Here is a 25,835-nt window from a genome sequence, read left to right as displayed (position 1 = left end):
CCATCAAACATAGGTGTCAAAGATTTACAGTATCTAGACTTCTCTCGGCGCCAGTCATTCACAAAATAAATGACCGCAATGCAAAATATATATTTCTATTATTCCAAATCCGGCACTAGGATGAAATGGAATCAACGGGAACGCCCTACAGCGTAAACATAAACAACGTTAAGTATTTTAATTATAGTCGGGAGAGACGCTCATGTCGCAATATCAACAAGACATTGATAACTTCGCCACATTAAAGGCAGCACAAAACGGAACTTGGGAAGGTATCAACCCAGAATTCGCTGCACGCATGAAGGTTCAAAACCGTTTTAAAACAGGTTTAGACATTGCTCGCTACACTGCAAGCATTATGCGCAAAGACATGGCTGAATACGACGCAGATTCGTCTCAGTACACACAGTCACTAGGCTGCTGGCATGGCTTCGTAGGCCAACAAAAAATGCTTTCAGTTAAAAAGCATCAAGGCACAACTAACAAAAGCTACCTTTACCTTTCAGGCTGGATGGTAGCAGCACTTCGCTCTGAATTTGGTCCTCTTCCTGACCAATCAATGCATGAAAAAACATCAGTGTCTGCGCTTATCGAAGAACTTTATACTTTCCTTCGCCAAGCAGATGCGCGTGAATTAGGCGACCTTTTCCACAAGCTAGACGACGCGAAGAAAAACGGTGGTGATGTAGCTGCGATTCAAGCTGAAATCGACAATTACGAAACTCACGTAGTTCCAATTATCGCAGATATCGATGCGGGCTTTGGTAACGAAGAAGCAACCTACCTACTTGCAAAGCAAATGATTGAAGCAGGTGCATGCTGTATCCAAATTGAGAACCAAGTATCGGACGCGAAGCAATGTGGTCACCAAGACGGTAAAGTAACCGTGCCACACGAAGACTTCCTAGCGAAAATCAATGCAGTACGCTATGCATTCCTTGAACTAGGTGTTGATGAAGGTGTAATTGTTGCACGTACTGACTCACTAGGTGCTGGTCTTACTCAGAAGATCCCAGTATCTACATCAGAAGGCGACTTAGCTGCTCAGTACAATGCGTTCCTTAAAACTACCGAAGTTGCGGGTGTTGAAGACCTAACTGAAGGTGATTTGGTGCTTAAACAAGGTGGCAAGCTGGTTAAACCTGAGCGCCTACCAAACGGCTTGTTCCGCTTTAAAGACAACACAGGTTTTGACCGTGTAGTACTTGACTGCGTAACGTCACTTAAGCACGGCGCTGACTTGCTTTGGATTGAAACTGAAAAACCTCACGTTGGCCAAATTGCTGAAATGGTTAACGCTATTCGCGAACAAGTACCAAACGCAAAGCTGGTTTATAACAACTCTCCATCATTCAACTGGACGCTTAACTTCCGTCAGCAAGTGTTTGATGCTTGGACAGAAGAAGGCAAAGACGTATCTGGCTACGACCGCGCGAAACTTATGTCTGCTGACTATGATGACAGCGAACTTGCAGCAGCAGCGGACGAGAAGATTAAGAGCTTCCAGGCTGACGCAGCACGCGAAGCGGGTATCTTCCACCACCTTATCACGCTACCGACTTACCACACTGCAGCGCTGTCTACTGACAACCTTGCAAAAGGTTACTTCGGTGAAGAAGGTATGCTTGCTTATGTTCGCGGTGTTCAGCGTCAAGAAATTCGCCAAGGTCTAGCGTGCGTTAAGCACCAAGCGATGGCAGGTTCTGACCTAGGTGATACACACAAAGAGTACTTCTCTGGTGAAGGTGCACTTAAAGCGTCTGGTGAAGATAACACCATGAACCAGTTTGACGTATAACGTAAACAGGCAATGAGTTAAACGGAAAGCATCCCAACCTTTCCTACAGGGCACCTTCGGGTGCCCTTTTTTGTGCGCGTCATTCACTTCACTTATGCTTTTTGCATAAAACAAAAAAAGCCATATTTTTCTAAATTTCATAAAAAAACAATATACCAACTATATTTCAATACCTTATAGGTATAACGGCGGCCAATTTAAGACTAAACGCTTATCTGACATTGAAATAAAAAAGCTTTATAATAGCTATGTTTAATTAGGTTTAAAAAGAGCATTAGAATAATGAATATAGCGAAGGTCGACCTGAATTTATTGGTTTATTTAGATGTGCTGTTGCGCGAAGGAAGTGTAACGAAAGCTGCAAACCAGCTAAGCATTACTCAGCCAGCAATGAGTAACGGCCTGAAGCGCCTTCGCGATCTATTTAAAGATCCACTTTTAGTTCGTACCAGCGATGGGATGACCCCCACTAAGCGCGCGCTTGAACTACAACCCATTATTCGCGATGTGCTTAGTCGATTGGAAAGCTCTATTCAACCCGAGACTGATTTCGATCCGTTAACCAGCGACCGAACCTTCCGCATTATGACCAGTGACTATGCAGAGAGTACCTTGTTACTTGAACTTGTTGGAAGACTGGCGGATTTAGCGCCCAATATTACGCTTGACCTTATTACGCCGAGTGACGTGACGTTTCACGATGTCGAGCAAGGTAAAGTGGACATGGCAATTAACCGCTTCGATGAATTGCCTTTGTCGTTTCACCAAAAAGTTATCTGGTATGACACCTTTAGCTGCGTAATGAGTTCCGACCATCCGCTAGTAGAAAGATGCAACCTAGAAGGCTATTTGAGTGCCCAGCATATTTGGGTAAGTAAAACTGGGTTTGGCGTGGGTGTAGGTATTGATCCAAATGAAGTACAAAAATTGGGTTGGGTTGACGCAGAGCTTACAAAAATTGGCAAACAGCGTGCTATTCGCGTATTTACTCGTCATTACCATGCAGCGCTTCAGATTGCGAAAAAGCAAAAACTCATTGCTACCTTACCAAGCAAAGCGGCACGTTTATTCAAACACGACCCTGATGTGGTGATTAAAGAGCCGCCTTTCGACATACCACCTATTGCGCTAAAAATGGCGTGGAGTGCCCTACTTCACCACGACGCAGGTCACATTTGGTTGCGCCGCTTAATCAGCGATGTAGCTAGCGAAATGAATGCGGGTTAAACATTCACAAAATATATGGCAGAAATACAAACCATAAATTAAAAAACTATCTCTATACACACTACACTGGGTGAACAGACAAATGTATAGAGGTAGTTATGCAAGGATATATTACTAGAGGCCGATTACAGGTTGCCGAACAACTCGATAACTTTATTAATGAACAGGCACTTCCTGGCACAGGCGTAGATAAAGACACCTTTTGGCAAGGTGCAGAAACCCTCTTCGAAAAATTCATTCCTCAAAATCGCGCACTATTAGAAAAGCGAGAACAGCTTCAGCGCGCTATCGACGATTATCATAAAGCTGGTAACCCAGTAAACGGAAACGAATATACCGACTTCCTAAAAAGCATTGGTTACCTTGTTGAGCAGCCGTCACAAGTAAGTGCACAAACACAAAATGTAGACGCCGAAATAGCAACAATGGCAGGCCCTCAGCTAGTCGTGCCAATCAATAACGCTCGCTATGCACTTAACGCGGTAAATGCCCGTTGGGGAAGCCTTTACGACGCACTATACGGCACTGATGTCATCAGCAATGAAGGTGGAGCAGAAGCGGGAAAAAGCTACAACCCCGTACGCGGCGCCAAAGTAGTTGCGAAAGCGAAAGACTATCTAGATAGCATGATCCCCCTTGCGAAAGGCAGCCACGCTGACGTTACTGAGTATAAGATTGAATCGGGTAAATTGGCGATCACTCTTATCGACGGCGATGAAACCACCTTAGCAAACACAGAGCAATGGCAAGGATACCAAGGTGACATTAGCGCACCGTCAAGCCTGCTATTTGCACACAACGGTCTGCATTTTGAAATTCAACTAGACCCGACTCACCCTATTGGCGAGAGCGATGCCGCAAACGTAAAAGACGTACTGGTTGAAGCTGCATTAACCACCATTATGGACTGCGAAGATTCCGTTGCTGCTGTTGACGCTGAAGACAAAACCTTGGTGTATAGCAACTGGTTAGGCTTAATGAAAGGCTCTCTAAGCATTGAAATGACAAAGGGCGGCAAGCAGCTTGTTCGCGCTATGCATGACGATAGAAGCTACCAGCCGTCTAAACACGCTTCACAAGACGAGCTAAAAGATGGCGAACTAGTACTTTCTGGTCGAAGCCTTATGTTTGTTAGAAACGTGGGCCACCTTATGACTAACAATGCTATGCTCTTTGACGGCGAAGAAGTGCCAGAGGGGATCATGGACGGTTTAGTCACTTCACTTATCGCAAAGCATGATCTTTTAGGAAACAGCAAATTTAAAAACAGCCGCGAAGGCAGTATTTATATTGTTAAACCTAAAATGCACGGGCCAGAAGAAGTTGCATTCTCTAACGCATTGTTTGGCGCTATCGAAGCGATTATCGATGTTCCAGCTAACACCCTTAAAATGGGCATAATGGATGAAGAACGCCGCACAAGTATCAATTTACAAGCATGTATTGCCGAGGCTACTTCACGCGTTGTGTTCATTAACACGGGTTTCTTAGACAGAACTGGTGATGAAATTCATACCTCAATGCTTGCAGGGCCTTTCGCAGAAAAAGCCGCGCTTAAATCAATGGCGTGGATCAAGGCTTATGAAACTGCCAACGTTGCCGTAGGCCTTCGTTGTGGCCTTTCAGGCAGAGCACAAATCGGTAAAGGCATGTGGCCTATACCTGATGAAATGCAAAATATGATGAGTACTAAAATCGGCCACCCGAAGGCCGGCGCGAATACTGCCTGGGTACCCTCTCCTACTGCTGCGACACTACATGCGCTTCATTATCACGATGTAAATGTATTTGACGTTCAAAAGTCGTTAGATCAAAACTTCGATGGTCTTGCCGATATTTTGACCATTCCACTTTTGGAGGACGCTTCTACGCTAACACGTGAAAGCATAAAACGTGAGATTGATAACAACGTTCAAGGTATCTTGGGCTACGTTGTACGCTGGGTTCACCAAGGCGTAGGCTGCTCGAAAGTTCCTGACATCAACAATGTAGGCTTGATGGAAGACCGCGCGACGTTACGTATTTCATCTCAGCACATCGCTAACTGGCTTGAGCACGGTATTGTAAGTGTCGATCAAGTAAAAGAGTCTTTGACTCGTATGGCGACTCTGGTAGATGAGCAAAATGCCGGCGACCCTGAATATATCCCGATGGCACCTGATTTAGACAGCTCAATTGGCTTCTTAGCCGCAAGCGATCTAATCTTCAAAGGTAAAGAGCAGCCTAGCGGTTACACAGAACCCTTACTGCACGCCCGTCGCCGCGAAATGAAGGCAAAACTTGCGGCGAGCTAGCACAAAATATGAGGGCTAAGAATTGGAAACTAAAAGCTATATTCCATACGGTAAAATACCAAAGAATCAGCTAGCTAGTTTCAAGCCTCATCAGACGCATTTGAATAAGGCTCACTCTGTTAGTAAACAGCAGTGAGCCTTTTTATTTATTGCTGGCGTATTACTAATGCGTTTGCATTTATTGTCGCGACACGTGAAATCACTTCGCAAACACACTCAAAAGCGAACTGTGTAGTGATATGGCAACACTTTAGACTAAAGATATCGCTTATCTCCCCCTTGATACTTTGCTGATAATGCATGAGTAAACTACGCTTTTATGGTGTGGGGCGCAGCGTTTGTTATTCCGTTGGAACTAAACACTTAGCGCAAAGCCTCCTTAGTTTGGAGTATGCACATGCAGATAGCCTCGGCAGCAATACCGAATAATTTATTACAGGCGAACGTCACGCAAATTGTGCCCATCTTTTCAGGTGGAGGAACAAGATTGAGCGCCCATATCGGCATCATTAAAGCGCTGCAGGACATGAACGTAGGCTTCGACACCTTAGTGGGTGTATCGGGTGGCTCGATTATCGCTTCGCTTTATGCCAAAGGTTACACTGTGGAGCAAATGCGAGAACTCGCACTGGTTACTGATTTCAAGCAATTCACTGAATTTTCACTCGTTAGATTACTCCGGGAAGGCGGACTTTCTTCTGGCGACGTATTTCAACGATGGATTGACGAACAGTTGGAAGGCGCAGTGTTTGCCGACCTCCCACTCAACCTGCATATTCTCGCTACCGACGTAAACGGCGGCGGACCAGTTTTGTTCAACAAGCAAACCTCTCCAGATATGAAAGTGTCAGAAGCAGTGCGGTACTCTATGTCGATACCGCTCATCTTCTCGTTCAAACCCTTTAAAGAGCACCTGCTAGTAGACGGCGCTATATTGTCTGAAGATGCGCTGTTTGAAGATTGGCGAGGCGATGGCACGCCATCAGTATGCTTCAGACTGCAAAGCACCGAACAAAAACGCAAGGCCATTAAAAAGAACTTACTTCAACTGCCCCAATACATCAGCATGCTTATTCGCACGTTTATGACGGCAATATCCAGGGAGTACGTCAATGCGAAGTATTGGCACAATACGGTGGTGGTGAATACCGGGGAGATTTCCGCGGTAGATTTTTCGCTTACACCTGAAATTAAGAACACACTTTTTGAGCTCGGTTATGCAACCACGAAAGAGTTCTTGCCCAAAAAGTGTGCGGAATTTATGAGAAGCAGTGCACTTTAACGGTTTCAGAAAGTAATTATAAGTCGCAAGCGCTTACACTTTATAAAAGTCGCGATACCAGTCGACAAACGCTTTTACGCCTGTTTCAACATCGGTAGATGGCTGGTATCCAGTATCTTCAACGAGCGACGACACATCAGCATAGGTGTCAGGCACATCGCCTGGCTGCATAGGAAGAAGTTCTTTCTTCGCCTCAATACCCAATGCACTTTCGAGGGTTTCAATAAACTTCAAAAGGTGTACGGGCGTTTGCGCGCCAATGTTATATACCTTATATGGTGCTTTACTTGTGCTTGGGTCTGGATTGCTACCGTCCCAGTTCTCGTTAGGTTTAGCCACATTATCCAATGATCGAATTACGCCTTCAACAATATCGTCTATATAGGTGAAATCACGACGGTGGTTTCCGAAGTTGTATACCTGAATTGTTTTCCCTTCCAAAATAGCTTTGGTGAACTTGAATAGCGCCATGTCTGGACGCCCCCAAGGGCCGTAAACAGTGAAAAAGCGTAGCCCAGTGGTAGGCAAGTTATACAAATGGCTGTAAGTATGCGCCATTAACTCGTTCGCTTTTTTAGAAGCGGCATACAGGCTAACTTGATGATCTACGTTATGCTGTTCTGAAAACGGCATAGTCTCATTCGCACCGTAGACCGAGCTAGATGACGCGTACACCAAATGCTCGACGTTATTATGGCGACACCCTTCTAGAATATTCACAAAGCCAACAATATTTGAGTCGACGTAAGCGTTAGGATTTTCAAGAGAATAACGCACGCCGGCTTGGGCAGCTAAATGGACTACCCTATCGAACTTGTGTTCTTCGAAAAGCGCAGCCATTTTGTCGCGCTCTTCTACCCCCATCTCGATAAATGAAAATAAATCAGCAGCAGTAGATGATTTAATCTCGTCTAGACGAGCATGCTTTAAATTCACATCGTAATAATCGTTAATGTTGTCAATCCCGACAACTTGGTCACCACGATTGATAAGGTATTGCGATACAGCTGCACCAATGAAACCAGCTGCTCCGGTGACTAAGATTTTCATTTATTAATCCCTTGGATTTCGTATTTTAAATTAAAGTATCACTGATACGCTCGTGCTTTATTCTAGTTCAAACGAGCGACAGAAGTCTTATACAACCTACTTCTATAAAACTAGCCTTGTCAGTTAACTATGCTACATAAAGCTCAGCTCTTGGTCGGCAAAGTTTTTATAGTTTGAATTAAGAAAATAAAAAACAGTTAGCAAATAATGCACCATAAAATATCTAATTACTGTTCTAGAGTTAATTTGTTGCTCCCCTCAACAGGGTGGTTACAAACCGAATAGGTACTGCATATGAAATACCAGTTGGTGAAGCAAGTGCACTTTCTTTTGTATCTTTTACTAGAACTTTGTTTATTACACCAATTACCTCTCCTGTTCGAGGGTCATACAAGGGACTGCCACTGTTGCCTGGATAAGCAATTGCATCCAGTTGATAAATTAGGCTTACGTTCTTTAAGCGTGCCATCATGGTATTAGTTAATTGGTTGCTATTTAACGCTGGGATTGCGTCTGGCGTTATTGCAGAAATATACCCTCTGTGTGTAGCAGGATATAAACCCAAAATAGCGCCAATTGGGAAGCCCGTTAACGCGATTTCTGACCCAGGTTCTAACAATTCATCATCTCCAAGTTTCAATGCAGGTAAGGGGGAGTCCAACTTTAACAATGCTAAATCATGCTTAGGATCAATCTTTAAGACTTCTGCTTTAATTTTTTTTACTACTGTACCTTCGCCACTTAGGACTACGTAACTTTCAACTATTGTGGGGTCTAAATCTTCAGATACCACGTGATAATTTGTAATTGCGAAAAAACCGTTTGCTACAATAAACCCCGTCCCTAATACCCTTGGTGCACTGTGCTTAATTGGCGCATCGACAGCTACGGCAACAGTTCCTTTGGAGACTGATTTCACAATAGAAGTAAAAGAGGTTACATCATTATCTGCTGCTACACTCTGAGTCAGTAATCCCAACAGCACTAAAATCCAAATAATTAAAGTTTTCATGTATTTTTTCCCAGTTGAGCGTTAGCTTAATAACTTTAACCAAGGTACACCGTAAGATAACAATGGATTTTTTAAAACAAATAATTCTGCTTTTGATATCCCCCCTAACTATCAGCGTATTGCTAATACTTATGTCATATGCTTTCAAACGGGCAAATTATTTGAACACTGGGAAGAAAATTTTGTTAATGGGTGTACTTGTGTTGATGGTTTGCTCTCAACCATGGGTGGCAAACGTTTTACTTTATCCGTTAGAGTACAACAGCAAACGCTATCATTCATCCGATTTAACTAGAAGTGACGCTATATTTGTTCCTGCATGCTATTATCAAACGCAATACGATCTACCAGAAGTTTCGCGTTGGCACGAGTGTTCAATCCAACGGTTGATTCAAGCTAAGATTTTTTCTGATGAATTGAAAATCCCGATTATAGTTACGGGGGGAAGCTTCCTTGCTGATAAAGATGTTAAATATTCAGAAAAAGCAAAGCAATTTCTTGAAACATTAGGGGTAACGCCTGATAAAGTGATTTCAATACCTGAAGGTACCGACTCACTATCAGAGGTTGAAGCATTAAAAACTAGATTTGGCCACATAACTCTAGTAACCATAACAAGCGCCACTCACCAATATCGATTAGCTCAGATACTAAAAAACGCTGATATAAGCTCAGAGATTTTTCAAGTTGATTTTCAAAGCTCTGGAGAATTAAATCCTTTTCTTTCACTTCCTTCAATTCTAGCATTAGAGCGCACTAGAAGAGCGATATACGAATACTTGGCAATAGTGAAATACCATGTTTTGGAAAAATAGTATAAAAGGATTAGGCAAATTATCGAAAAGATTTGCTAGACTGTTTTGAAGGACGTTTTTTGTGTGGACCAAAGTTTAGTGGCTAATAAAACAATAATAGGACGCGTGAAGTCAATTGTCGGCCGGGACAGTAAATTGGGAAAGGCTCTTGGGGGGTTGGAAAAACTCCAAGAAGCCAAGTTTATCTCAAAACACTTTTCCGAGTTCTTAGAGCCAGTAGTTGCGCAGTCCGAAAATACACGTACTGAGAGCTTTAATATTAGACATAAAGTTTATTGTGAAGAGCTCGAGTTTGAACCACTCAAAAACAATTGTCTTGAAACTGACGAATTCGATAAATTCTCGAGCCCTTGTTTAATAAGACATAAAGGCTCAGGTCACTATGCTGGGACAGTACGTTTGGTTAGACCCCAGATAGAAAACCAACTTCTCCCTATTGAGAAATACTGCATTAATTCAATTACTCATGAAACTCTGAACCCACGTAACTTTGCACGGAAAGACATTTGCGAGATATCTCGACTCGCAGTTCCACTTGAGTTTCGGAAGCGTCAGATGGACCGGTTTTCTGGTGCTGCGACAGGTGTAATTAATGAACATACGTACTCTGAAAATGAATTAAGGTGTTTCCCCTTTATCGCAATCGGGCTTTACTTCTCTGCTGCTGCTTTAGTTATGCACAATAATATCAAACATACGTATGTTATGATGGAACCACGTCTTGCCCGAAGTATGAGGTTTGTGGGCATTCAGTTTGAGCAGGTTGGTCCCGTTATTGACTATCATGGTAGGCGTGCACCCTATTATATCAATCCATCGCTGCTCTACGCTAATTTAAGGCCTAGCTTTAAAATAATGTTGAAAAACATACAGCATCAAGTTGAGAAGTATCCTCGAGACTAGAGAAGCGTCTAAACACTCTAATTACTTTTGCCGAGCCTGGTGCTCTTTACCAAATACATTGCATTCCAGTCTTGCGATATTTTTCAGGCGCGTTAGGAACTATTTATGAGAACATTAGACTTTGGGTTTGAGCAGCTGAAAAACCTTCTACTAACTTCTGGCTTTCGGTCATCACAGATATTATTTGTCGACACTAACGATGCGTACATCACGTATCCAGAAAAAAATTCAGCTATATTGGTCGTTAAACCATACCCTTCCGAATCCGATGGCTCTTTGCGATATATGGAAATAATTAAGATAATAGAACTTGCAAAATGCAATGGATTTGCTGTTCACCCCTACAGTAGAGGCGCCAACTTAGGTTATGGAGGTAAAGAGCCCTACGCTTCAAATTGTATTGCCTTGGATTTAAGTGAGTTTAAAAGAATAAGTTACTACAAGAAATCAAGTGGACACATAACAGTAGAACCAGGAGTATCACAAGAAGCCATTAGTGAATTTTTAATAAAAAACGGTGATATCCATATACATGACACTACTGGAGCGCCAAAATTTGCAAGCGTCATCGGAAACTATCTTGAACGGGGTTTTGGTCATACTCCACTCGCTGAGCACGCTAAGAATATTCTGCATGCAGAAATTATCACTCCCAACAATAAAGAAGAAGCACCTACACATTTTGTGACATCAACCGATGGTACATCATTTGAAATTGACGGGAAAATAGCAACCAGAACCTATAGCATCGGCCCTGACCTGACAGGTCTCGTGATTCAAAATAATGTCTCAATTGTAACAAACCTTACAATTAAGCTTTTGAAAAAACCTGATTGTTTCGTTGCTTACTTCATACCATTCAAAGAAGAAGATATTGATCAAATGATTGATACTTGTGCAATCCTGAGAAAACAAAACACCATACACAGTGCTGCACACATTGGAAACAACATGAAGACACTCCAATTACTTGCTGTAGAATTTCCAAATCTAATTAAATCGTATGATTACGAAGAGTTAAACAAGTTGATCCGCAAATTCGGTTTAGATGATTGGACGCTTTCAGGAGGGATGTACGGAACCAAAAACCAAGTCAAAGCGCATATTAAAGATCTTAAGACCGCGATGAAAAAACTAGGTGTAAAACCTTTATTCATTGACAAAGAAAAGCTCAGCTTTATTAAGAAAACGCTGTCTATTACTCCTAAATATAATAGAGCTTTAGTTAAAAAACTAGTTTCCAGTAATAGTGGTATAGCCAGAAAAATAGGCGCTAAACTTGCTCTGAGAAAGAGCCTAATAGAATTATGTAAAATAAAACAAGGGACTCCTAGCAATGAATTTCTTCGAACCATTTATTGGAGAAACCTTCAAAAGTTAACAGATAACGTGCCCAATCCAAGTCAAGACAAAGTAGGTTTGCTATGGGGCGCGCCCTGCTCTGAAATATCGAGCAAAGATTTTAAATTAATTACTTCTATCATGAGTGAAACATGTAAGAAGTATAGTTTAGAAAGTCCAATCTCAGTAACCCTTATAAATGAAAGAACAATGGAGTGTGTATTATCTCTTTCATGGGATAGACAAAAAGAGAAGGAGGAAGAACAAGCTTTAGCTTGCTATCAAGAAATAATGCTTAAGTGTGCTTCCATGGGCTTCCTTCAGTATAGAATGTCTACGCTTTCCAATCACTTTCTCAATCGACAGCATCTACCGCTACCTTTTGAGCTCCCTGAACTTAAATCTTATTTTGATCCTTGTAATGTCATCTCTCCTTCAAAATATCAATTAGTGTCTAAAAATTTTACAACACGTAAACGCGAATGAAATAAAACCTATAAAATCAATCGCTTAAAAAATGGCACGTTGCATGCTTATGTTAACACGTATAACAGACCTACTGTTCAAAACAACGGAGCGTGGAAAATGAAATTTGCAACAACTATCAAATATGCAGCGATTGCGGGAGCTCTTGTTACAGCTTCGAATGCAACAGCTGGAGTATCAGCAACAGCTTATTTAGAATTAAATGATCTTCTTGTTCAAATCGATACTGACGGCGACTTGGTACCTGATCCAGTTAACCCTCTTGACTTTATTTCTATCCTTCCGGGTGGCACAAGGTCAACAAGCACGTTCGCTGATAACAATGGCGCTTCAGATTCAGACTTAGATTCAAAATCCTCTGCCACAGCTGATTCTGATGCAGACTTACTCTGCCTAGGTTCTTCTTGCGGAGTTTTAGGTCTTACCAACAATGGTCAGTCTGTTGATGGTGGCAATTTAGTTGCGAGTGACGCTTTTTACTATTCAGTGGCTGACGCTCAAGTTTCAGGCAGTGCGCTAGGTTCTGGTGCTAGCGGTTTTACATATGCGGATGCGGGCATTGCTGCTGGTAACGATGAAAGCGCGGGTGCCAATAGTAACATCGCAAACGATATCCTTACGCAATTTACACTCGATGCGTTGACAGATATTAATGTGCGATTTAGTGCTTTGATGGATTACTTAGTTGATGCATTTATCTCGCCGGATATCGCTAATGATAGTTTAAGAGCGGCTACAGCTACAGCTAAAGCGACATTTGGAATTCAACTTGCGAACCTTGTCACTGGAGATACAGTGTCTCTTACAGATGGCCCATCAGGCGTGACATTTAACGATATCGCAATTGATCAACCTGGTTTAGGCGACTTACTTGTTCGTTCAGGTAACGGCGAGACTTTCACATCAGGCTGGGCAAACGTTAGTGCTGGTACTTATCAGTTGACCATTACTCAATCATCAACGGTTCAGACCACGCTTGTACCTGCTCCTACTACGCTAGCGATGGCTGCATTCGGCTTGCTGGGCTTGGGCTTAACAGCTCGCCGTAGAAAGCAAAAGTAATCATTGTCTTTATAAGAAAAGCCGGATTTTAATCCGGCTTTTTTTTATACTATCTTAATACTTCTTGTCACTTATTAAAAAGCACGATACCTTTATCAAGGTAAACTCACGGACGTTAGAAGTTTTAAAATGCTAAAAAAAAATATTCAATTTGCTGCTCTCGCTCTATTAACTTGTATTGGATGCACACCAAAGGCTCACCAAGATTACATTCAAGAAACCAAAGTTGCACTTGAGAATGGGCAATCAAAAGAGGCTGAAGTATTAATTAAACAAGCGATGAGTGAGGAGCCAACATCTGAACTCAGACTATTGCTTACAGAAGTTTACTTACTAAATGGCAACATAATTGGTGCCAAACAGCAACTCGAAAAAGTAGATATTGAAGCGCTAACCCCATCCGAACAGAGCAAAGCTGAGAGCTTAAACGCACAAATAGCTATCCTTAGTTTTGATAGCAGTTTCCAAAGACTTATAGATAAAAACAGTACTTGTCGCGATTGTATGTTGGCAGAAGCGTGGTCTAGCGTCGCACTATCAAACTCTATAGATTTAGAAAGAATAGAAGGCGACACGGCCGTATTTAGCGTCTTTGAAGCATTTAATAGCAACACTCTTACAAGCTTAGATGTTTCACCACTAATTGACAATTCCACATCCGATATTGAACTGCTTGTGATGGGCGATCTATTAAGGCGGTCGAATAATATTGACGGTATGATAACAGTTTATAGTGCGTATAAGAAAAATAACCCTAACGTATTGAACATCAATTTGCCATTAGCTCAAGCTTTGCTAGTTAATAATGACTTTAAAAAAGCGAAAGAACTTGTAACCCCTGTTCTTGCGAGATTTTCTAAAAACCCAATGGCTAATTACCTTAATAGTTTAATTTTATTAAGCGAAAATAAACATGATGAAGCATATAGCGCCATATCTTTAGCTGATACCTACGGAATAGATATGCCTTCTGTTTCGTTAACGAAAGGGCTTTTAGAGTTCAATTCTCAAAATTATGAATCAGCATTAAGTAGCTTTGAAAAAGCAACAAATATGGCACCAAACAACGAATTGGCAAATACCATGCTTGTTGCTACCAAAATCAAACTGGGCATTACCGACGATGCACTAGAAACTCTAGCAACTCAAGAAAGCTTCTCAGAGCTGGATGTGTCTACCATTGGACAACTTATAGGCACAGAAAGCCATGCCAGAGAGTGGACTACGCTACAATCAAAGCTCGCTCAAAGCGAATCGCCTAGAGCAAGGGTGCTTAGCGGACTTATCGAGTTAGCACGTGAAGGGAGTTCTGAAACACTAAGTAAACCAGGCGACACTTCAGATAGCACTTATAATCTCATTCAAGTTGCGATGATGATGAACAAGGCTCAATTTGACGAAGCGCTAAAATATGTAAACAAGTGGCTGGAAAGAACAACTGACAAAGTAAAAGTCATGAACTATAAAGCAGCCATCCTTATTGCTAAAGGTGACAGAGATAGCGCAGCGTTAGTTTATCAAGACTCTTTGGAGCTTTTGCCTACAAATAGAGCTGCTCACATGTTCATGGCTCAGTCTGCTGCGAAGAACAAAGACTATGAGAGTGCACTGAATTCTCTTGATAAAATACTAGAAAATAATCTCAACGATGTCGTTGTGCTAAAGTTATACCTTGCTTTCCAAAAGCTTTCTAAAAATAAAGAATACGAATCGAAATTACATACCTATATTGATAAAGCTATTTCAGAATTTGACGACAATGTTCTTTTTAAATTGATGAAGGCGGGTATTTTCGCTACTCAAGGCGCAAATGAGCTTGCTCAAAGAACTCTAAACACTACAGATGCCGAAAAGGCAAAACTAATCAATCAATACTGGGAATTACAGTTCTACCTAGCGAGCAGTTCGAATAACGCCAATCAAGCAAGAGATATAGTCAAGGCATGGAATAAACAGTTCCCTGACAGCACACGCCCAAATATTGCATTTGCAACATACCTTGAGAACACAGGCCAATTAAAAGAAGCGATCTCAGTACTAGAACAAGTCCCGCACTCTCTTGACCGACCAAAAGAAAGCCTTGCGTTAGATGCAAAGCTAGTTTCCCTTTATATTCATCAAGGGAACTTATCTAAAGCGAAGTATAAAATCGGACAGATTGAGAAAAAGTCGAACGCTCCATCAGAGCTGTTAGATTACCTAAACGGTACCTACGCTATTAAGCAAAATAACTTGGATGAAGCGACATCATTACTCACAAGAGCTTATAACGAGTCAAGCAATTCTCATACGCTTAAATTACTTCATGCGCTAAACATAAGGCGTGGCAATGTCGACTATGGGGTTCTTAAAGCGCACCTTGAGCAACATCCTAACGACCTATCAATAAAAGCACTATTAGCTGAGTCATTAATAGGACATGACAACGCTCAGTCGATAGCTATTTTTGAAGACATCATTAGTAAAACAAGTGGTAACACTGATGTATTAAATAACTATGCATGGGTCCTTTACCTTGACGGTAAAAACGACAAAGCTTTTGAAATTGCAAAGCGAGTCGTTGAATTAAATGCATCAAACCAAGACTATTTAGATACGTTGTTTCGCATTTTAACTTCTTCAGAGCGTTATGATGAGATAACCCCGTTTTCAAATAATGTTAGTTCTAACGCTAATGCGCTTTTGTTAGCAAACGCACACATGCATCTTGACGAACAAACCCAAGCTCAGAAAGCTTTAGCGACTGTCGAAAAGTCGAGTTTGACTGAAGAAGATTTATCTTTGTACGAGCGTATTTCAAAAGACGTAAAAAATTAGTACATGGAAGAAACACAATGGCTAACAAATGTAACTTGGGAGCAACTCTCCACTGTCTTACATGAAGTAAACTGTGATAACTTTTCGCCGTTTTTGAGTGAGGGTTTTCTCAAAGCATGGTTTTCCCAAAAGACATTTCCGGTTCATATGTTTTTGCTCTACGAACAAAGTACTGTGAGTCACTTTGCGTTAATCGGTGAGAGCTTTAAAAAGAAATATGGGCTGACTTTTAAGTTAGCCCATATAAACCAAACTGGTTGTCCTGATAACGACCAAGTGTGGATAGAGTACAACACGTCACTTGGCTTACCTGAAAATCAAAACCGTTTCTTTGATTTACTCTTAAAAGAACTAAAAAGCCAAAATTTCGATATTCTTAATGTTTCAATGACATGTGAATTTCTTTTTCCCAAAAAATACTTGAACGACTTACGCATTGACGCTCATATTTCATATGGTTTTCGTCGTTCTCTTTCACCAGAACTTACTATAGAGCAGCTAATCTCTCGCCTTTCAGCTAATAGTAGAAGCAAGTTAAGAAGGAGTATAAAAGAAGTACATCTTCGCTTTGGTCCAATTAAAGTGACAATTGCTGAATGTTTAGAACAAAAACTCTTATTTCTAGAGCAATTAGAAATACTTCACATAAAGCGGTGGGGAGACTCTACCTTTGGGAGCGGATTTGAAAATAAGGTCTTCAAAGGCACGCTTAAGAACTTTTTGATAAGTAATGGCAAGCTTTGTGAAATAGCAAAAGTTACAGCAGGAGATGCTTTGCTAGGGTATACACTCAACTTCGTACAAAAAGACGCGGTCTTTTTTTACTGCTCTGGAGTAAACCTTGAGTTTGCATCTAAGCATATTAAGCCTGGTTATATTCTGCATCTTGCTTTAATGGAGTATTATGCACAACAAGGGTTAAGTTGGTACGATTTTATGGGAGGAGCAAGTCAATACAAACAAACTTTGTCCAATGACACTGTTGTATTTCACTCGTTACAAATTCCAACGATGACATTCAAAGGTGTTCTCACACGATTGAGAAATTATTTGGCAAATGCAGCAGTTACTCTCGCAAAGCACGCAAGACCTTCGCAGGGTTCCCACCTACTATAACCCCCGCAGGCACATCATCAATAACTACAGAACCTGCTGCTACCACACTTCCTCTGCCAATATTGGCCATAACCAGTGCACCGTTGCCCAACCAACAGTTCTCTCCTACAGAGACTTTGGTGAAAACGCCGCCCTGATCTTTAATCGGCTTTTCTGGGTCAGAAAAATTGTGTTGTCCTTTGCCACTCATAATGTGCACACCGCTTCCCAGCAAAGTATTTTTCCCAATAGCGCATTTACCAATGTTACATTGCGGACCTATGTACACCCCCTCGTCAATCTCAGTATCTTGTTGTGAAAACAACGTGGCGAAACCGATGAGAACGTTTGGCGCACACGAGGTCATGACAAACCGATAAAAGCCCGAACGTAAATAACACCCTAGTTTACCGGGTATAAGCGATAGCAACTGGCTAAAAGAGGAAAGCAGCGAGTCTTTGTTTACCACAATAGACAGCATTAAATACATAAGCGTGAAAGGAAACATTACAAGTGCACAAAGGGCAAAAAAACTCTTCTTAACTATTGACTTCATATTCGTGCCATTGCCATTTTCAACGGGCTCAGTTGTTGTTCCCAGCTATATTCGCTAACTATTGCTTGATAGCTACATTGTGCTTTATGTTGTGATAGCTCTAAGTTTTCAATACTCTCAACGCATGCAGCTACAAAGCTGTCTACATCATCTACTATCCACATGTTGTCAGCATTGGCAAACGAGATCCCTTCAGCTCCCATAGACGTGGTTATTATCGGTAGTTTACATGCTGCCGCTTGAAGGACTTTGTTCTGCACGCCCCTTGCCAACCTAAATGGCGCAACAAACGCATGAGCTTGGTGAAAATAAGGCAATATATCATCGACAAAGCCCGTGACATCTATGCCATCGCGGTCTGACAACGCTTTTATTTCTTCAACAGGGTTCATACCACCCACGGTAAATTTTGCATCCGGCGCTTTTTCACGAATGAGTGGCCAGCAATTTTTAACAAACCAAAGTACCGCGTCTACATTAGGCTTGTAGTCCATCACGCCCGTGAACAAGAAATGCGGCGCAGTGCTTATTGTCGTCGCGCAAGGCTGCGTTTTCGCTGGATAAAACGCATCGAAGTCTAATCCGTTTCCAAGCACTGTTATCGCTTTCGATGAGTCTACTGAAGAATTAAATAGCTGCGCCTCTTCCTTTGCAATCAAAAAACACTCATCAAACCGTTGGTTTGTTTTAGCCTCAAGCTTTTTTATACCCTTGCTTTCACGCTGATATACGCAGCGCATTAAGAATGAAGAAGAATCTGCGTATTGCGCCCACTTATCTGAATCAACGTCCATAAAGTCCATAAACAAGCGACAATGGGTAGTGTTGTAATAAGGCGAGTTGAAGATGTAATAGCTTAAACTCGACGCGGTTAACAGCAGCGCATCCTCACCCTCTTTCAGCTTTTCATCAATAACATGTTGAAGTGTTTTTGAGTAAAACGCTCCAACACTTATGGGCAAACCTTGCAGTAAGGCCGAAGCATAACGCGTGAATTTGCTACCTAACTGGTAAGAGTTAACCGAAATTCCAAGATGCTTGGCTAACGCTTCGGCATTTTTTTTATCTTCTGCAGTTTCTATGAGAGAAAAAACTTCGACTTCGTACCCTAAGCGATTTAGAAATTCAATTTGATGATATGTTCTAAGTTTTTCGCCCTTATTTGGGGGATAGGGTACTCGTTGCGACAACACGCAAACTTTCGACATCAGCGCCTTCCAAGCTATCTTTAGTATTTTTATTTGTCCTATTATCATACTACTTCGAAGCAAATATAAGGTCAAAGTAACAAATTAGTGATGAAGGCTACACAAGTGGCAATTCCATTGGCATACTAGAGTCATTATGCATATGTTCATCAAGAACATTGCTCACGGAAGAAATAAAGAAAGCAGTAATGACACAAACGGTTGGAACTATCCAGATTGCCTCTTTAGCCAAAGAGACGTGCGGACATTTTAAAACAGGGTTGCCCTGCCCTAAGGGAATGTGGCCCGCCGTCACTCAATTTCGGCTTGCCGCAAACGGAATACTACTAACTGATGCTTTTATCAAAACCTCGCAGCTATGGCCAGATGGTTCAATAAAGTGGTTGTTATGTGAAGGTTTGATTGATTTACAGCGCCATTCGGTAAGCGATGAAATAGTTCTGACGCTAGAAGCGGTGGTGAGCGACTCACCATTGAACAAGCTTGTCTCACCTGTAAACAATAACGATGAGGCGCTTTCACTGTCTCTGGGCAGTGGCAAAACATTCACAATTAACAAAGCCAAGCCTTTTCAGTTTGTAACCGACAAGCACTTATCCAGCTCTTTCGATATTGTTGATATTAATCCTCAATCGATAACCCCTATTGCATTCTCTTATGCTCTTCATTGCAATAACAACGAATACAGCGCATTAACCGTTGAACAAAAATACGAGATTAGGCTTGGCAGCGATAAAAAGCTGATTGTTGAAACAGAGGCGTCAATCTTCCTTAGAACCGGAACGGTTTGTGCTCATTTAACAATGCGAAACCCAAGCGCTGCGTCACACCCAAATGGGAAGTGGGACTTGGGAGACCCAAACAGTATTTATTTAAAAGAATGCTGTATCTCGTTCAAAGGTAAATCGCTGCAGCCTACGCTGACGCTAAATTCTGATGTCTTTAGTTCATCTGAACATGAAGAGCTGACACTTCATCAGGCTTCCAGTGGTTTTGAAAACTGGCAAAGTCCAGTTCATGTAAATCAAGACAACGTTAACTCGCTTCCGTTTCGCGGTTTTAAACTTTACCAACCAGAGCACTTATTGCTTTCAGGTGACCAAGCAAAACCGCAAATTAAGATTTCAAACATCGGTAGCACTTTTAGTATTCATGTTGATAAGTTTTGGCAAAATTTTCCTTCTTCAGCACACTTAACAGCAGACAGTTTAAGCGTTAGCTTGTTAGGTTCAAGGCATAGTGAATGTACTGAACTTCAGCCTGGTGAACAAAAAACACGATGCATCTCGATCGCACCTTTTGAGATACAATCGCTGCAGGTAGTCATTGATAGCGCTTGGTTAAAAAACGCATCTGTTTTGCCTTTTCTCCCTTCTAAATCATGCGAGTTTGACTCACTTATAAGAAATGGCATTGAAGGTTCGTCTTCTTTTTATCAAAAGCGGCTCGATATCGACGAATTTGGCTGGCGACATTTTGGTGAGTTGTATGCGGATCACGAAAAGGCACTCGCACCTGACGAGCCCTTTTTCGTGTCACATTACAACAATCAATACGACCCTATATTTGGAATGCTGATGCAGTGGTTGTTAAGCGGCGATCCTCGTTGGTTTGAACTAGCCGATGATCTTGCCAAGCACGTTGCAGATATTGATGTTTATCACACCCGTGACGATAAGCCCGAGTATAGCGGCGGATTGTTTTGGCATACCGACCATTATGTTCAAGCATATACCGCTTCTCATAGAACGTACTCTAAACACCAGCCGTCTGGTGTTTACGATGATCATGCTGGAGGCGGCGGTCCGGGTGGGCAACATTGTTATACCAATGGTCTCACTTTGCATCATTTGCTTACTGGCTACACACCGTCTCGAGACGCCGCATTATCCATAACGCAATGGGTAACCAATTATTATGAAGGCGACGGTACGTTTGTAGGCGCCCTGCTTGCGTTTAAAAATAGCGATATTCCTGGTGTTAAAAATGTAAAAACAGGAAAGTATCCTCTAGACAGAGGTACGGGTAACTACCTGCAAGCAAGGTTAGATAGATACGAACTACAAGGTTGTGATAGTGACATTGAAGCAGCGTCCTATATTATAGCGAATACGGTCTCCCCCACCGATGACTTCGACCAGTTGCAATTGGATAATGTCGAAGCAACGTGGTTTTATACTGTATTCCTACAAGCAGTTTGCCGATTTATATCACTTAAAGAACAGCGCTGTGAATGTGACTCGAGCTATCAATACGCAGTAGACTCACTTACTCACTATGCCAATTGGATGGCAGTGAACGAATATGCTTATCTGGACAAGCCTGACATTCTTGAGTTTCCGAATCAAACGTGGAGTGGGCAAGACCTAAGAAAACTATGCGTACTGCATTTTGCATCTAACTATTTAATTGAAGCCCAACGTACACTTGCTGAGCAAAAAGCCGAGCAACTATCTGATACAATTTATCAACGCCTTAGTACGAGTGCTGAAACGAGTACCACGCGCGTACTTTGTTTAATGATGCAAAACGGTCATTACTCTGGTTTTAAGCAGGCTGCCCGCCCTCTTTCATCGACTTCTACACAAAAAGGTCAGGTTTTAACAGAGAAATCCAATTCATTGAGTTTTCTTTTGTCCAACCTTATTGATTTATCTCCGTCAAGAGAGAGAAAACAGCTAGTGAAACGTTTTCCACAACTTCAAAAATGGTTAGGTAAACCATGAGCATCAATACGTCTTTTATCATTCCGCATAAGGGGCGTGAAGACATGCTCATTGAAACACTTACAAGTATTGCGGGCCTAACAACTCCGAAAGAACAATACGAAGTTGTTTTGGTAAGTCAGAATAAAGAAATTTCAAATACGCTCAGCGCATTTATCGAAACAGTAAATTTGCGAGTTTTATATAACGAAGAAAATAACACAATTTCACATTCTAGGAATCTGGGTGCCGGCTTGGCGACAGGTGAATACTTGGCATTTTTAGACGCAGATGTTGCACTTGCTTCGAATTGGCTAGACGTGATGATTGATACTCTCAAAACGCGAGACAATACGGCTCTAGTTAGCGCCATGCAGGTGAACAGCCCTAACGCGCCGCCTTTAGAGAGAATAAGAACGGCGTTAAGCAATGCTGAACTTGATGTGCCTGTCAGTTTTCTACCTGGCCGCAACTTATTTCTTTTAAAGGAAACGTTTGAGGCAGCAGGTAAGTTTCCTGAACACCTTCTTACTTGTGAAGATTATTTCTTTACCGATAAGGTTAATAAATTAGGTGAGTTGTTTTACACCTCACAAACCCAGTATATTCACATTGGCGAAGACAAAGCTTACGCACCGATGTATAAAAAAGAAATATGGCGCGGCCAGTCCAATATTGCATCTTTAAAAGGAAGGCGCATTCCGCTGAGAGAATGGCCAAGTTTTGTTGTTCCTTTTGCATTTACAGGTGGTCTTTTACTGGCTTTTCTCGCGATAATATTCTCGCAACCTATTGTCGCTATAGTTATGTTAGTAGGCGCTTTTCTGCCTTTTACAGCGTACACGTGGCGACTAAAAAGGCTTGTTAAGCAGCAAGTAACTTGGTGGCATTGCTCACTTTTTTATCTGCTTTATTTTCCGGCTAGAGCACTTGGAACATTAATAGGAGTACGCGGCGCTGTTAGTACCAGCTCGCATAAATAACAATGAAAGTTTTACAGTTTATTTGTTCAACCGGTTTTTACGGTGCAGAAAGATGGGTGTTAGCGTTATCAAAGCATTTGCCAGATAGTGTTTCGAGTGAACTTGTTGTTACCTTAGAGCCGGGTACAGAAGAGCTAGAGCTAGTAAAACAGTTCAAAGCGATAGGAAAAACTCACCACATTCCTATGCAGGGTCGTTTTGACCTGCGTGCCGTTTCGAAATTGGCGGATTTAATTCAAGAACAAGATATCGATATTATCCACACTCACGGCTATAAGTCAGATATTTTGGGCGTAATGGCGGCTAGAAAAGCAGGTATTCCGTGTGTTGTAACACCCCACGGCTTTGAAAATGCTGCCGACTTGAAACTCCGTCTCTTTATTTGGTTAGGGTGTCAGTCGATGCGCTTTGCCGACAAAGTTGTTCCACTTTCTAAGCAACTAATGAGTGATGTGGAGAAGTTTAATATATCGCCTGACAAGCTTGAGTATATCCAAAATGGCGTAGACTTGTCTGAAGTAGAAGCCGTTAGACAAACAAAAACAGACAAGCCAAAAGAAAAGAAGACCATTGGCTTTGTGGGCCAAATGATCAGCCGGAAAAATATAAAAGCCATTTTAGACTGCTTCGAGTCTTTATATAAAAAGCGTCAAGATATTGAATTAGTACTGCTGGGTGACGGCGAAGACCGCCCCAGCTTAGAGGCGTATTCAAAAACACTGGCTAGTGCCAGCGACATTCATTTTTTAGGCTTTAGAAATGACAGGCTACAGCTGCTGCGCGACTTTGACTTGTTCGTAATGACGTCGACGCTTGAAGGCATCCCTCGCTGCTTAATGGAAGCATGCGCCATGGAAATTCCGGTGTCTGCTTATGACATTGCGGGTATCGACCAGCTAATAACACACAACGAGTCTGGTTTATTGGCTCCTCTTCACAACAGCAAGCAGCTTGAGAAAGATTGGGAGAGACTGCTAGATGACAAAGCACTCGCCACCTCACTAGCTCAAAACTCAAAGTCGTTTGTAGAAGCCAATTTCTCTGCTAAGAGAATGGCTGATGAATACCTTGAATTATTCGAAGGAATCCTGAAAGAGAGTGTAAATGCATAAACAGGACGTGTTATTTGTTTTAACTATTGATACTGAAGAAGAATGGCAGTGGGACGAAGAGTTTCCGCAGCATAACTGTTCAGTTGAAAACGTTGAAAAGCTTCCTGCATTTCAAACTTTCTGTGAAAGTCTTGGTATCCGTCCTACGTATTTTGTTGATTACGCCGTTGCAAGCAATAATGTTGGCAGTCAAACTCTGCGAACCTTTGCTAAGTCTAACAGCGCGGAAATTGGAGCACATCTACACCCTTGGTGTAACCCTCCCTATTTCGGTAAGACAACCGAAGCGGAATCTCACGTAATAAACCTTCCTTTAGAGCAAGTAGAGCAAAAACTCGATGCACTAAACGCCCTTTTACACGACGAAATAGGCGTTCGCCCACAGTCCTTTAGAAGCGGGCGATGGGGCGTAAGTGCCAAAATGCTTAGATTACTTGCATCAAGAGGCTATGTAGTAGATTCAAGCGTTTATCCTTTTTACAGGAACGACTATTTTAGCTGCCTAGGTGCACCAGAATCGCCTTATTGGCCTTCGTTTGACAACGCATTGGCTCCTGGAGAGCAGCGTCAACTGCTTGAGATCCCTGTTACCGCAGGGTTTAATATTCAAAACTTCTCTCTTGGTGAACGCATTCACAATCGACTATCTAAACCGCCCTTTAATTGGGTTAAATCTGTCGGTCTGCTTTGGCACAGTAAACTTTTAAGAAAGATTTATTTGAGTCCAGAGCTTACCGAAATCGAAGACATGCTTGCGTTAGTCGATCAAAGTATTCAGAAAAAACAACCCATTATTCATATGTACTTACACAGCTCTAGTTTAATCGACGGAGCAACGGGCCTTTTAGACGGGCCAAATGCATTTGAAACAATATGCCAGCGCATTGAGGTTGTTACGCAACACTTAGCGAAAAATGCCAATGTTAAATTTTGTACTATCTCAGAAGCCAAGGTGCATTTAAGTAACCGCAGCGCTTCAAGCGGTGTTATTAAAGGTGAGCAAAATTAATGACGGCACAACAAAATACAAAGTTACGAATAGCGTCAGCCAGCGACAAACCTTTGTGGGATGCCTATGTATCACGACACAAAAATGCTTCCGCTTATCACAAGTTTGCGTGGCTTGAAGCGGTAAAGGCCGCTTACGGTCATTCAATGCTTGGCGTTATTGCCACATGTGCTAATACGGGGCAAGTTGTTGGTGTTTTCCCTGCTGTTTTAATGAATATACCTTTGCTGGGCAAGCAAATATGTTCTTTACCTTATTGCGATGTAGGCTATGGCTTAGCCGACAACGACAAGGTGTTAAATGACATGCGTGCGCTTCTTGTTGCGCAGATACGAAACGTAACAGGAAAAAAATTGGAAATTAGAGGTATAGAACAATTACCTTTAGACAAAATCCAGTTTGAGAACAAAAAAGTACGTATGCTTTTGCCACTGCCTGAGTCAAGTGAAATACTGTTATCAAGTTTCAAATCTAAATTACGCAGCCAAATAAGGAAGGCGGAAAAAAATGGGCTTACCTTTGAGTTAGGCACATCGAACGTCCTAGTAAGTGATTTCTACAACGTATATGCTCAAAACATGAGAGATCTCGGCTCTCCTGTTCATGCCGAAAAATGGTTTAAGGCAATTATAAAAAGTTACGGTCAAAGTAGTTTAATTAGCGTGGTTTATCACGATGGCCAGCCTATTGGTGGTGGCGTTATCATAAAATCGGGTGACAACGCTTCTATTCCATGGGCCTCAACACTTCGTGACTTCAATCGCCTTGCTCCTAATATGTTGTTGTATTGGTCTTTGCTTTCCCATTGCGCCGACAATGGCGTGAAAGTTTTTGACTTTGGCCGCTCAACCTTTGAAGAAGGCACATATAAATTTAAAAAACAATGGGGCGCAGAACCTCAACTGCTTAACTGGCAGAGTTTTGATAAAAATAATGAGTTGATAGACGCTAAAAGCGACGCTAAGTCAGGCTCAAGCAGGGTAAGAGAAATAGCCGAAAACATTTGGCGTGAACTTCCCTTAAAATTTACCATTGTAACTGGGTCAATTCTTCGGCCTTATATCAGTTTGTAGGGATAAC

Annotated in this window: 19 protein-coding genes; 15 read left to right on the top strand and 4 right to left on the bottom strand. The window is 41.9% G+C overall.

The window, feature by feature from the left end:
• Positions 1 to 202: 202 nt before the first annotated feature.
• The 4 genes from ACFI6J_RS09370 (at position 203) to ACFI6J_RS09355 (ending at position 6,601) form a co-directional block, all read left to right on the top strand.
• Positions 203 to 1,798: an isocitrate lyase gene (locus tag ACFI6J_RS09370; protein ID WP_110289249.1), complete on the top strand. Its 1,596-nt coding sequence runs from the start codon at positions 203 to 205 to the stop codon at positions 1,796 to 1,798.
• Positions 1,799 to 2,080: 282 nt separating this feature from the next.
• Positions 2,081 to 3,025 carry a LysR family transcriptional regulator gene (locus ACFI6J_RS09365; protein WP_462586065.1) on the top strand — a complete coding sequence of 315 codons (945 nt, stop codon included), beginning with the start codon at positions 2,081 to 2,083 and terminating at the stop codon, positions 3,023 to 3,025.
• Between the two features lie 98 nt (positions 3,026 to 3,123).
• Positions 3,124 to 5,319: a malate synthase G gene (locus tag ACFI6J_RS09360; RefSeq protein ID WP_462586064.1), complete on the top strand. Its 2,196-nt coding sequence runs from the start codon at positions 3,124 to 3,126 to the stop codon at positions 5,317 to 5,319.
• Positions 5,320 to 5,716: 397 nt separating this feature from the next.
• Entirely contained in the window at positions 5,717 to 6,601 is an 885-nt protein-coding gene (locus ACFI6J_RS09355; RefSeq protein ID WP_014979855.1) for a patatin-like phospholipase family protein, read from the top strand.
• A 33-nt stretch (positions 6,602 to 6,634) separates the two neighbouring features.
• Here the strand turns inward: ACFI6J_RS09355 and ACFI6J_RS09350 are convergent, their stop codons facing one another.
• Together ACFI6J_RS09350 and ACFI6J_RS09345 are read right to left on the bottom strand one after the other, a co-directional pair.
• Entirely contained in the window at positions 6,635 to 7,651 is a 1,017-nt protein-coding gene (locus tag ACFI6J_RS09350; protein ID WP_014979856.1) for an NAD-dependent epimerase, read from the bottom strand.
• A 241-nt stretch (positions 7,652 to 7,892) separates the two neighbouring features.
• Positions 7,893 to 8,663 carry a S1 family peptidase gene (locus ACFI6J_RS09345; protein WP_014979857.1) on the bottom strand — a complete coding sequence of 257 codons (771 nt, stop codon included), beginning with the start codon at positions 8,661 to 8,663 and terminating at the stop codon, positions 7,893 to 7,895.
• A 62-nt stretch (positions 8,664 to 8,725) separates the two neighbouring features.
• Between ACFI6J_RS09345 and ACFI6J_RS09340 the strand changes: the two genes are divergently transcribed.
• The 6 genes from ACFI6J_RS09340 to ACFI6J_RS09315 all read left to right on the top strand — a co-directional run bounded on the left by ACFI6J_RS09340 (position 8,726) and on the right by ACFI6J_RS09315 (position 17,203).
• Complete coding sequence (locus ACFI6J_RS09340) at positions 8,726 to 9,478, top strand: YdcF family protein (protein WP_041449860.1); 753 nt, start codon at positions 8,726 to 8,728, stop codon at positions 9,476 to 9,478.
• Positions 9,479 to 9,541: 63 nt separating this feature from the next.
• On the top strand, positions 9,542 to 10,381 hold the full coding sequence (locus tag ACFI6J_RS09335) for a PEP-CTERM/exosortase system-associated acyltransferase (RefSeq protein ID WP_069944637.1): 840 nt from the start codon (positions 9,542 to 9,544) through the stop codon (positions 10,379 to 10,381).
• A gap of 105 nt (positions 10,382 to 10,486) precedes the next feature.
• Positions 10,487 to 12,208: an FAD-binding protein gene (locus ACFI6J_RS09330; RefSeq protein WP_014979860.1), complete on the top strand. Its 1,722-nt coding sequence runs from the start codon at positions 10,487 to 10,489 to the stop codon at positions 12,206 to 12,208.
• A 99-nt stretch (positions 12,209 to 12,307) separates the two neighbouring features.
• A complete protein-coding gene (locus ACFI6J_RS09325) occupies positions 12,308 to 13,270 on the top strand; it encodes a PEP-CTERM sorting domain-containing protein (RefSeq protein WP_014979861.1) in 963 nt (320 codons plus the stop codon).
• A 129-nt stretch (positions 13,271 to 13,399) separates the two neighbouring features.
• Positions 13,400 to 16,087 (top strand): tetratricopeptide repeat protein, encoded by a 2,688-nt coding sequence (locus tag ACFI6J_RS09320; RefSeq protein ID WP_348667611.1) that lies wholly within the window; start codon positions 13,400 to 13,402, stop codon positions 16,085 to 16,087.
• A 3-nt stretch (positions 16,088 to 16,090) separates the two neighbouring features.
• Positions 16,091 to 17,203, top strand: a complete 1,113-nt coding sequence (locus ACFI6J_RS09315) for a GNAT family N-acetyltransferase (RefSeq protein ID WP_348670503.1) — start codon at positions 16,091 to 16,093, stop codon at positions 17,201 to 17,203.
• On the opposite strand, the gene ACFI6J_RS09310 is transcribed toward ACFI6J_RS09315, so the two are convergent.
• Positions 17,154 to 17,738: an acyltransferase gene (locus ACFI6J_RS09310; RefSeq protein ID WP_156078639.1), complete on the bottom strand. Its 585-nt coding sequence runs from the start codon at positions 17,736 to 17,738 to the stop codon at positions 17,154 to 17,156. The genes ACFI6J_RS09315 and ACFI6J_RS09310 overlap by 50 nt on opposite strands.
• The gene (locus ACFI6J_RS09305) at positions 17,735 to 18,946 is read right to left on the bottom strand and encodes a TIGR03087 family PEP-CTERM/XrtA system glycosyltransferase (protein ID WP_348670502.1); all 1,212 of its coding nucleotides are present in this window, start codon (positions 18,944 to 18,946) and stop codon (positions 17,735 to 17,737) included. The genes ACFI6J_RS09310 and ACFI6J_RS09305 overlap by 4 nt, the downstream gene beginning before the upstream one ends.
• Positions 18,947 to 19,134: 188 nt before the next feature.
• On the opposite strand from ACFI6J_RS09305, the gene ACFI6J_RS09300 reads away from it, so the two are divergent.
• The 5 genes from ACFI6J_RS09300 to ACFI6J_RS09280 are packed head-to-tail and all read left to right on the top strand — an operon-like array spanning position 19,135 to position 25,828.
• A complete protein-coding gene (locus ACFI6J_RS09300) occupies positions 19,135 to 21,672 on the top strand; it encodes a hypothetical protein (protein ID WP_348670501.1) in 2,538 nt (845 codons plus the stop codon).
• Positions 21,669 to 22,634, top strand: a complete 966-nt coding sequence (locus ACFI6J_RS09295; RefSeq protein WP_348667605.1) for a glycosyltransferase family 2 protein — start codon at positions 21,669 to 21,671, stop codon at positions 22,632 to 22,634. The genes ACFI6J_RS09300 and ACFI6J_RS09295 overlap by 4 nt, the downstream gene beginning before the upstream one ends.
• Before the next feature lie 2 nt (positions 22,635 to 22,636).
• Complete coding sequence (locus ACFI6J_RS09290) at positions 22,637 to 23,746, top strand: glycosyltransferase (protein ID WP_020743977.1); 1,110 nt, start codon at positions 22,637 to 22,639, stop codon at positions 23,744 to 23,746.
• On the top strand, positions 23,739 to 24,755 hold the full coding sequence (locus tag ACFI6J_RS09285; protein WP_283626614.1) for a polysaccharide deacetylase family protein: 1,017 nt from the start codon (positions 23,739 to 23,741) through the stop codon (positions 24,753 to 24,755). Before ACFI6J_RS09290 ends, ACFI6J_RS09285 begins: the two co-directional genes overlap by 8 nt.
• The gene (locus ACFI6J_RS09280) at positions 24,755 to 25,828 is read left to right on the top strand and encodes a GNAT family N-acetyltransferase (RefSeq protein WP_283626615.1); all 1,074 of its coding nucleotides are present in this window, start codon (positions 24,755 to 24,757) and stop codon (positions 25,826 to 25,828) included. The genes ACFI6J_RS09285 and ACFI6J_RS09280 overlap by 1 nt, the downstream gene beginning before the upstream one ends.
• The last annotated feature ends 7 nt before the right edge of the window (positions 25,829 to 25,835 follow it).

This window comes from Alteromonas sp. G4i13, from assembly GCF_054960505.1.
This window is presented reverse-complemented; position numbering and strand designations above follow the sequence as displayed.

Bases quoted from the DNA above. Each gene is read 5' to 3' on its own strand.
- ACFI6J_RS09370 (WP_110289249.1), top strand. From the start codon at position 203: ATGTCGCAATATCAACAAGACATTGATAACTTCGCCACATTAAAGGCA.
- ACFI6J_RS09365 (WP_462586065.1), top strand. From the start codon at position 2,081: ATGAATATAGCGAAGGTCGACCTGAATTTATTGGTTTATTTAGATGTG.
- ACFI6J_RS09360 (WP_462586064.1), top strand. From the start codon at position 3,124: ATGCAAGGATATATTACTAGAGGCCGATTACAGGTTGCCGAACAACTC.
- ACFI6J_RS09355 (WP_014979855.1), top strand. From the start codon at position 5,717: ATGCAGATAGCCTCGGCAGCAATACCGAATAATTTATTACAGGCGAAC.
- ACFI6J_RS09350 (WP_014979856.1), bottom strand. From the start codon at position 7,651: ATGAAAATCTTAGTCACCGGAGCAGCTGGTTTCATTGGTGCAGCTGTA.
- ACFI6J_RS09345 (WP_014979857.1), bottom strand. From the start codon at position 8,663: ATGAAAACTTTAATTATTTGGATTTTAGTGCTGTTGGGATTACTGACT.
- ACFI6J_RS09340 (WP_041449860.1), top strand. From the start codon at position 8,726: ATGGATTTTTTAAAACAAATAATTCTGCTTTTGATATCCCCCCTAACT.
- ACFI6J_RS09330 (WP_014979860.1), top strand. From the start codon at position 10,487: ATGAGAACATTAGACTTTGGGTTTGAGCAGCTGAAAAACCTTCTACTA.
- ACFI6J_RS09325 (WP_014979861.1), top strand. From the start codon at position 12,308: ATGAAATTTGCAACAACTATCAAATATGCAGCGATTGCGGGAGCTCTT.
- ACFI6J_RS09320 (WP_348667611.1), top strand. From the start codon at position 13,400: ATGCTAAAAAAAAATATTCAATTTGCTGCTCTCGCTCTATTAACTTGT.
- ACFI6J_RS09315 (WP_348670503.1), top strand. From the start codon at position 16,091: ATGGAAGAAACACAATGGCTAACAAATGTAACTTGGGAGCAACTCTCC.
- ACFI6J_RS09310 (WP_156078639.1), bottom strand. From the start codon at position 17,738: ATGAAGTCAATAGTTAAGAAGAGTTTTTTTGCCCTTTGTGCACTTGTA.
- ACFI6J_RS09305 (WP_348670502.1), bottom strand. From the start codon at position 18,946: ATGTCGAAAGTTTGCGTGTTGTCGCAACGAGTACCCTATCCCCCAAAT.
- ACFI6J_RS09300 (WP_348670501.1), top strand. From the start codon at position 19,135: ATGACACAAACGGTTGGAACTATCCAGATTGCCTCTTTAGCCAAAGAG.
- ACFI6J_RS09295 (WP_348667605.1), top strand. From the start codon at position 21,669: ATGAGCATCAATACGTCTTTTATCATTCCGCATAAGGGGCGTGAAGAC.
- ACFI6J_RS09290 (WP_020743977.1), top strand. From the start codon at position 22,637: ATGAAAGTTTTACAGTTTATTTGTTCAACCGGTTTTTACGGTGCAGAA.
- ACFI6J_RS09285 (WP_283626614.1), top strand. From the start codon at position 23,739: ATGCATAAACAGGACGTGTTATTTGTTTTAACTATTGATACTGAAGAA.
- ACFI6J_RS09280 (WP_283626615.1), top strand. From the start codon at position 24,755: ATGACGGCACAACAAAATACAAAGTTACGAATAGCGTCAGCCAGCGAC.